The 6,149-nt window shown below is 63.2% G+C and carries 11 protein-coding genes; 9 read left to right on the top strand and 2 right to left on the bottom strand.

Features of this window, described 5'->3' with window-relative positions:
* The first annotated feature begins 67 nt into the window (after positions 1–67).
* Both Q8Q77_RS12360 and Q8Q77_RS12365 read left to right on the top strand, forming a co-directional pair.
* A complete protein-coding gene (locus Q8Q77_RS12360) occupies positions 68–256 on the top strand; it encodes a hypothetical protein (protein WP_305583881.1) in 189 nt (62 codons plus the stop codon).
* 11 nt (positions 257–267) lie between these two features.
* Positions 268–1,197 (top strand): IS1595 family transposase, encoded by a 930-nt coding sequence (locus Q8Q77_RS12365; RefSeq protein ID WP_305583882.1) that lies wholly within the window; start codon positions 268–270, stop codon positions 1,195–1,197.
* A gap of 233 nt (positions 1,198–1,430) precedes the next feature.
* Here the strand turns inward: Q8Q77_RS12365 and Q8Q77_RS12370 are convergent, their stop codons facing one another.
* Entirely contained in the window at positions 1,431–1,973 is a 543-nt protein-coding gene (locus tag Q8Q77_RS12370; RefSeq protein ID WP_305583883.1) for a hypothetical protein, read from the bottom strand.
* Between the two features lie 128 nt (positions 1,974–2,101).
* On the opposite strand from Q8Q77_RS12370, the gene Q8Q77_RS12375 reads away from it, so the two are divergent.
* Positions 2,102–2,704, top strand: coding sequence for a hypothetical protein (locus Q8Q77_RS12375; protein ID WP_305583884.1), 603 nt, complete (start codon positions 2,102–2,104; stop codon positions 2,702–2,704).
* 200 nt (positions 2,705–2,904) lie between these two features.
* Here the strand turns inward: Q8Q77_RS12375 and Q8Q77_RS12380 are convergent, their stop codons facing one another.
* Complete coding sequence (locus Q8Q77_RS12380) at positions 2,905–3,114, bottom strand: hypothetical protein (RefSeq protein ID WP_305583885.1); 210 nt, start codon at positions 3,112–3,114, stop codon at positions 2,905–2,907.
* Positions 3,115–3,138: 24 nt separating this feature from the next.
* Here Q8Q77_RS12380 and Q8Q77_RS12385 point away from each other — a divergent pair, with 24 nt between their 5' ends.
* From Q8Q77_RS12385 to Q8Q77_RS12405, 6 genes are all read left to right on the top strand, one after another.
* Positions 3,139–3,567 carry a hypothetical protein gene (locus tag Q8Q77_RS12385; protein WP_305583886.1) on the top strand — a complete coding sequence of 143 codons (429 nt, stop codon included), beginning with the start codon at positions 3,139–3,141 and terminating at the stop codon, positions 3,565–3,567.
* Positions 3,564–4,127, top strand: a complete 564-nt coding sequence (locus Q8Q77_RS20720; RefSeq protein WP_371130450.1) for a DUF4304 domain-containing protein — start codon at positions 3,564–3,566, stop codon at positions 4,125–4,127. The genes Q8Q77_RS12385 and Q8Q77_RS20720 overlap by 4 nt, the downstream gene beginning before the upstream one ends.
* A gap of 207 nt (positions 4,128–4,334) precedes the next feature.
* Entirely contained in the window at positions 4,335–4,883 is a 549-nt protein-coding gene (locus Q8Q77_RS12390) for an SRPBCC domain-containing protein (protein WP_305583887.1), read from the top strand.
* The gene (locus Q8Q77_RS12395; protein ID WP_305583888.1) at positions 4,880–5,329 is read left to right on the top strand and encodes an iron-sulfur cluster assembly scaffold protein; all 450 of its coding nucleotides are present in this window, start codon (positions 4,880–4,882) and stop codon (positions 5,327–5,329) included. Before Q8Q77_RS12390 ends, Q8Q77_RS12395 begins: the two co-directional genes overlap by 4 nt.
* A 56-nt stretch (positions 5,330–5,385) precedes the next feature.
* Entirely contained in the window at positions 5,386–5,655 is a 270-nt protein-coding gene (gene yidD, locus Q8Q77_RS12400) for a membrane protein insertion efficiency factor YidD (RefSeq protein ID WP_305583889.1), read from the top strand.
* Positions 5,652–6,149: TGS domain-containing protein (locus tag Q8Q77_RS12405; protein WP_305583890.1), on the top strand; the 498-nt coding region annotated here is incomplete at its 3' end. The genes yidD and Q8Q77_RS12405, both read left to right, overlap by 4 nt.

Below are 6,149 nucleotides of genomic sequence, written 5' to 3' on the forward strand. Positions count from 1 at the left end.
GGCAGTTATATACTTGACGGAACAGACCGCTCGGCGGTAGATTCGTCATGACAGGCAGGAGACGCCGATGACCCTTCACCAGCCCGGCCAGACGTATCGCGGAATTCAGTGCAAGGGCTGCGGTGTGACCTTCCCGCTCGCTGACCAGTCAGAGGAAGTGAACGAGCCGGTTCTGATCCCGTGCCCCCGCTGCAAGGCGGTGCTGGAGTATCAACCAGCCGATATTCAATCCCTTCTGGCGCATCGCAAACAGTGACGTAACGAGCCATGAACCTCACCGACAAAATCTTCCACGACGACGAAGCCGCCCGCCTCCACCTGGAAGCGCAGCGTTGGCCCGATGGCGCGTACTGCCCGCATTGCGGCGAGTGTGAGAAAGTCACCCTGCTTGGCGGCAAGTCCACCAAGCCCGGCACCTACATCTGCAAGTCCTGCCGCACCAAGTTCACGGTGACGGTCGGGACGGTGTTTGAACGCTCGCACGTCGGGCTGGCGAAGTGGCTGCTGGCCTTCCGCCTCATGGCGTCATCGAAGAAGGGCGTCAGCGCCCACCAGCTCCACCGCTCGCTCGACGTGACCTACAAGACCGCTTGGTTCATGGCGCATCGCATCCGTGCGGCGATGGCCGAAGAGAACCCCGGCCCGCTAGGCGGCGAAGGCAAGACCGTGGAAGTCGATGAGACCTACATGGGCGGCAAGGAAGCCAACAAGCATCGCAACAAGCGCATGGCGAAGCGCGATCACCTGGGCGGCAAGCAAGCCGTCGTGACCCTGGTGGAGCGCGACGGCAAGGCCCGCTCGTTCCACGTCGCCAACGTCACGTCCAAGACCCTGCGCCCCATCGTCGTGAAGCACGCCAGCCGCAAGTCCAACCTGATGACGGACGGCGCTCGCATGTATCCCAAGATGGGCGCCGAGTTCGCTTCGCATGGCTCCGTCGATCACGTTCGCGGCGAGTACGTTCGCGGCCCGATCCACTCCAACACGGTCGAGAACTTCTTCTCGATCCTCAAGCGTGGCGTGTACGGCACCTATCACCACGTCAGCGAGGCCCATCTGGCGCGCTACCTCGCCGAGTTCGACTACCGCTACAACAGCCGCCTCGATACCGACTCCATCCGCACCGACGCGATGCTCAAGGCCACCACGGGCAAGCGCCTGACCTATCGGCGGTCTGGTGAAAGCGCGAACGCGTAAGCAGAAAGCGCGCAGACTGATTCGACTCCGCAAGGCGAAGCTGTAAGCTCGACTCTCTCAACTGGGGGAGGACAAGCTATGGCAAAGAAGCCTACTGGCAACGCGCGTGACGCTGGGTCCGGCCAATTCGTCACCAAGAAATACGCGGCCAACAATCCCAAGACTACGGTCGTGGAAAGCGCGCCGGGCAAGTCATCGGGCAAGCCGGCAGCTTCCAAGCCAGGCAAGAAGGGCTAGGCGCCGCACAAATAGACGAGCGCGCCGATCAGCGGAGCCAACACCGCCAGCCCCATGGCGATCCGCACCGGCCATTGGTTGGTGCCCATCAGGCGGTTGTTGGCTTCGATGTGCCGATTGTAGTTCTCTGCCTCGCCACCGAGGACGGTGGCGAGGTCGCTGTTCAGGCAGGTGTAGTAGCTCTCGGGGCTATTGCCGGGAAAAGCGAAGTCCACGGGCCGTGCCGCCCAGAACGCCGACATGGCGCCCGCGAGAAGGCAGGCCGCGGTTGCGAACAATGCGGCCACCAATGCGGCCCCATCGACCTTTGTTGCGTAGTTGACTGCCGCCGCCACGAGGGCGGCCGATGTCACCGCGAGGATGCTAGCCATAGTCGTGGCGCGCTGATCAGCGGCGGTCGCCGATTGCTGCTGCGCCTTGAGGTAGGTCTCACCTTGCGCGCAAACATGTCGCGCAACCTCAAGGTCCACGCCGGTCCAGTCGATGCCATCGTCAGGGCTGTCCGTCATCTGCGCGTCCTCGCTTGCCGCCACGGTCACGAGCGCCAGTTTGCTCCCGACCTGATCGCGGCGGATTGTGCGGCTTCGGCGGCGTCTTCAGCGCGTTCGCCACGCCACGGTCAAAGCGCTCTTGGGCGCCCGGTTCGTCTTCAGGAGGCTTCTCAGTCATGATGTACCCTGTCGGGACTTGGAAGGCCGGTGCCCCACACTCCAACTGGCCTCCTGGGCTAGCTGAAGCCGTAGGCGCCGTTCTGCTCGGCTACGTCCGGCTTGAGGAGTCCATGTTTCTATTCTTCATGGAGTACCTTAAGACGCCCGCGCGAGCGACCAACTACCTGTTTTCGGCCCTTCACAATCGCGACCGGATCGACCTGTTGCGATCACTCGTCGAGGCGCACGCCAAGACAGACACGGAGCGCGAGGCGGTCCTGTTTGCCCTCAAGTGCTACGACATCTGCACCGAGAACCGGAACTTCCTGGCCCACGCACACTTCAAAAAAGTGACCCCCGAAGGGCTTCTTTTCTTAAAGTTGGCGTCCGACAAGAGTGGCACTCTAAAGCCCTACGTCGGATCCCTTGAGAGCATCCGCGACCTAGCGGATTCTATGTCCCACACCTTCGAATATGTCGGCCTTATCTGGGGCTCTGTTAGGTACACGGCTGGATTTGGGGCCGCGCCTGGAGCGCCGGATTGGCCATTGCCCGAAAGACCTCCTCAGCCACGTAAGCTGAACTGGTCCCCGCCTCTAGCAAATCCAGAAGGCGCGTAACCCCCGCCTCAATCATATCGGGCGTGACTTCGATCTCAGTGGGGGAGCTTCCCCCGGCGCCGGCCTGTCCCACCTGGAATACGAATCGCCCTATGTTCCGTCAAGTATATAACTGCCCAATCTGAGGTTGCTCCGGTAGCTTCAGATCGCAGTCTGGCGGCTCCGATGCGGCGGCGTGCGGAGCGCTCAGGCCAATTTCATCAAGACGAGAAGGGGTCGGCGTGGCGGGGCAGCAATTTGCGCGAAGCAACTATGACGACGAAACCACTGCTGAGTGGATGGCGCGTCGGCAGAGGATTGTCGATGAGCGCAATGGAGTGCGGCGGGTTGAGCCTACGAAAGGAGCGCAGCCTGCCGACGACCTGACCGAACTCCGCCGTCAGCAGGAGGCGTTCCGAAAGGTCGTTCATGCAGAAAGCCAAAGGAATAGTTGGATGGCTGTTCCGGCGCTCGCTCCTGCAGCTGTAATTATGGGTGTTGAGGGCGTGGGCGCGATGGCGGCGCGCCTTGCAGGACCGCAGCTAAAGCGTCTTCCTCTCGAATTGATTGAGCGTGAGCCATTTCGCCGGGTCGGCGACAACTGGGCGACCCGTGCGGGACGTCGAGCTCATGAAGCCTTGCGAGATCGATTGAAGGAAAAGCCCGGCTGGGAATACGAGCCGAAGTCGACAACTTCAAGGCTGAAGCCAGATGTCGGTGCGCCCCTCCGTAGCCCAGCGGCGCCTGGCAAGAGATTTCAAATGGAGTATAAGCCAGACACCCCATCGGGGCGCATTGCTGGTGCGCGCGGAGCGAGAAAGTATGAGAACGAGACTGGGAACAAGACGCGGGCCATCTACTACAATCCGAAACCCTACCTTTGAGTTCTAGATCTTATACTCGCGCTCTGGATCGCGTACTTCAGCCTGCCGGGTTCGAGCGGCAAGGCAAGGATTGGCTTCGGACGCGTGATGGCCACCTAGATATGGTGGACCTGCAGGTGAGTTCTTATGCAGGCGTGACGACCAACGTCTACACGAAGGACCTGACGACAGAAGCCATCCTAATCGAGGCGCTTCCGGCGGGTTCGTCTCCTCCGGCGTTCGTCGGTGGCGTCAGGATCGGCCAGTTCATTGACGGAAACGACCGTTGGTGGCGTCGAGACCCGAATGGGCCCGATGAAATGGCGGCGGAGGTGGAGGCCTACTTCCTGCCGTTCCTGGACAGGATGCGGCCCCTTGAGGAACAGGCCCGATGGTTTGGAAGAGCCTCGGACAAGTGGGGCCCGACCCAACTGTGCTTAGCCGCCACCTTGTACCGCATGGGAGAGATTGAGGAGGCCTGTCGGTCGCTAGCGAAACCGCCCCGGTACTGGATTCGAGATCGGGCGCAGGAAATTGCTGCTTTGCGGCGTTGGCTGGGTTGCGAGGATGGGTGCGCCTAGCGCAGCCACTCGAATTCCCAAGTGAAGTGACCTCGGTTGCGAAGCCGATGGTGAGGACGTGAGCCTCGTCGCCGGAAACCCTACTTTATTCAGGCGTTGAATCCTGAACCGAAAGAGTTCAACGAGATTTGAAGCCCAGGCGGACCGCTTGCTTGGGTTCTCGCCTAAGCGGGGACGAGCTTAGTTGGAGCAGGCCTGATGCCTGGAATGAACCAGAACAGACCCAAGACCTTCACCCCGGCGGCGGGGTTCACGTTCAATGTCGCGCCCAAGGCCGCGGGGCCGAGCGGCGTGCGGGTGGAGCATCGGATCGGCGTGCACGCGCCGGCCGAGGTGATCTGGGACCTCATCTACGACCTGGAGGGCTGGGCCGACTGGAACCCGCTATATGTGAAGGCCGAGGGCCAGGTCCGGATCGGCAGCGAGCTCACCCTGACCATGGCGCTCGAGGGCGAGCCCCTGCAGGTCATCAAGCCGGTGGTGCTGGAGTGGGTGCCCAACGACCAACTCCACTGGAAGCTCAAGATGATGGGCGGGCTGGTGAACAATACCCGCTTCATCGAGATCGAGATCCTGGACGTGGCGAGCTGCATCGTCTCCAACGGCGAGCTGTTCGGCGGCCTGCTGGGGCCCCGCGTGGTCAAGCGCATCGGCCGCAAGGTCCATCGCGGCTTCCAGGCCATGAATGAGGCCCTGAAGGCGCAGGCCGAGGCCCGCTGGCGCGGGCAGGGCGGGAGCCCTACATCAGGCTCATGATCGACGACCTCTATTCGGCGAAACTGCTGAAGCTGGCTGCCAACCTGCCGCACAGCGGCCGGCTGGCCGCGCCGCACGCTAGTTCGGAGAAGATCGCCAAGCTTTGCGGCAGCCGCGTGGTGGTCGACGTGGCGCTGGAGGACGGCCTGGTCAGCGACTTCGCCCAGGAGGTGAAGGCCTGCGCGCTCGGCCAGGCCTCGGCTTCCGTGCTGGGCGCCAACGTGCTGGGGGCCTCGCTTTCGGAGATCGAGATGGCCCGGGACCAGTTCCGTGCTATGTTGAAGCAGGGCGCAACTCCGCCCGAAGGACGCTTTTCGGATCTCTCCATGCTGGCCCCGGTGAAAGACTATCCCGCCCGCCACGCCTCCGCGCTGCTCGCGTTCGAGGCCGCGGCCGACGCTGTCCGCCAGGCCATGGCGCGAACTAGCCGCGCCGGCGCGGCTTGATCCCCGACCTAGCTCGGCGTAATCGCTGCGATTGAATCGCAAGTCCGCGAGCCGGCATGACTTTCTATGAAACCTGCGTCAGGGGCGCGCTCCGCGCCTACAAGCTGACGCTCTCGCCCCTGATCGGGCGCCAATGCCGGTTTCTTCCGACCTGTTCGGAATATGCGGCGGACGCCCTGATCGGTCACGGCCCCTGGCGCGGCGCTTCGCTCGCGGCCCGGCGGCTGTGTCGCTGCAATCCCTGGGGAGGTTCGGGCTATGACCCGGTTCCCCAACCGCGCGGGAAGGCTGACGCCGCCGCCCGGAAATGGACCTGTGAAACATGATCGACCTGATTTTCCCTGACGGCTCCCAGCGCCAGTACGACGATGGCGTCACGGGCCGCGACGTCGCCGCCTCCATCGCCAAGTCGCTGGAGAAACGCGCCCTGCTGATCAAGCTGGACGGCGCCCTGCTGGATCTCGACCGGCCGCTGCCCGCGGGCGGCGCCTTCGAGATCTTGACGCGCGACAGTCCCGAGGCGCTCGACACCATCCGCCACGACGCCAGCCACGTGATGGCCGAGGCGGTGCAGGAGCTGTTCCCCGGCACGCAGGTGACCATCGGCCCGGCGATCGAGGACGGCTTCTATTACGACTTCGCCCGCGAGACGCCCTTCAGCCTGGACGATCTGGCCACGATCGAGCAGCGCATGAAGGAGATCGTCGACCGCGACGAGAAGATCGTGCGCGAGGTCTGGGACCGCGACGAGGCCATCAAGCACTTCAAGGAGATCGGCGAGGCCTACAAGGCCGAGATCATCTCCGACCTGCCGGCCGGC

It is taken from the genome of Phenylobacterium sp. (assembly GCF_030698145.1).
Lineage (GTDB): Bacteria > Pseudomonadota > Alphaproteobacteria > Caulobacterales > Caulobacteraceae > Phenylobacterium.

Coding starts and splice junctions, on each gene's coding strand:
- Q8Q77_RS12360 (WP_305583881.1), top strand. CDS start 68: ATGACCCTTCACCAGCCCGGCCAGACGTATCGCGGAATTCAGTGCAAG.
- Q8Q77_RS12365 (WP_305583882.1), top strand. CDS start 268: ATGAACCTCACCGACAAAATCTTCCACGACGACGAAGCCGCCCGCCTC.
- Q8Q77_RS12375 (WP_305583884.1), top strand. CDS start 2,102: ATGATGTACCCTGTCGGGACTTGGAAGGCCGGTGCCCCACACTCCAAC.
- Q8Q77_RS12380 (WP_305583885.1), bottom strand. CDS start 3,114: ATGAACGACCTTTCGGAACGCCTCCTGCTGACGGCGGAGTTCGGTCAG.
- Q8Q77_RS12385 (WP_305583886.1), top strand. CDS start 3,139: ATGGCTGTTCCGGCGCTCGCTCCTGCAGCTGTAATTATGGGTGTTGAG.
- Q8Q77_RS12390 (WP_305583887.1), top strand. CDS start 4,335: ATGAACCAGAACAGACCCAAGACCTTCACCCCGGCGGCGGGGTTCACG.
- Q8Q77_RS12395 (WP_305583888.1), top strand. CDS start 4,880: ATGATCGACGACCTCTATTCGGCGAAACTGCTGAAGCTGGCTGCCAAC.
- yidD (WP_305583889.1), top strand. CDS start 5,386: ATGACTTTCTATGAAACCTGCGTCAGGGGCGCGCTCCGCGCCTACAAG.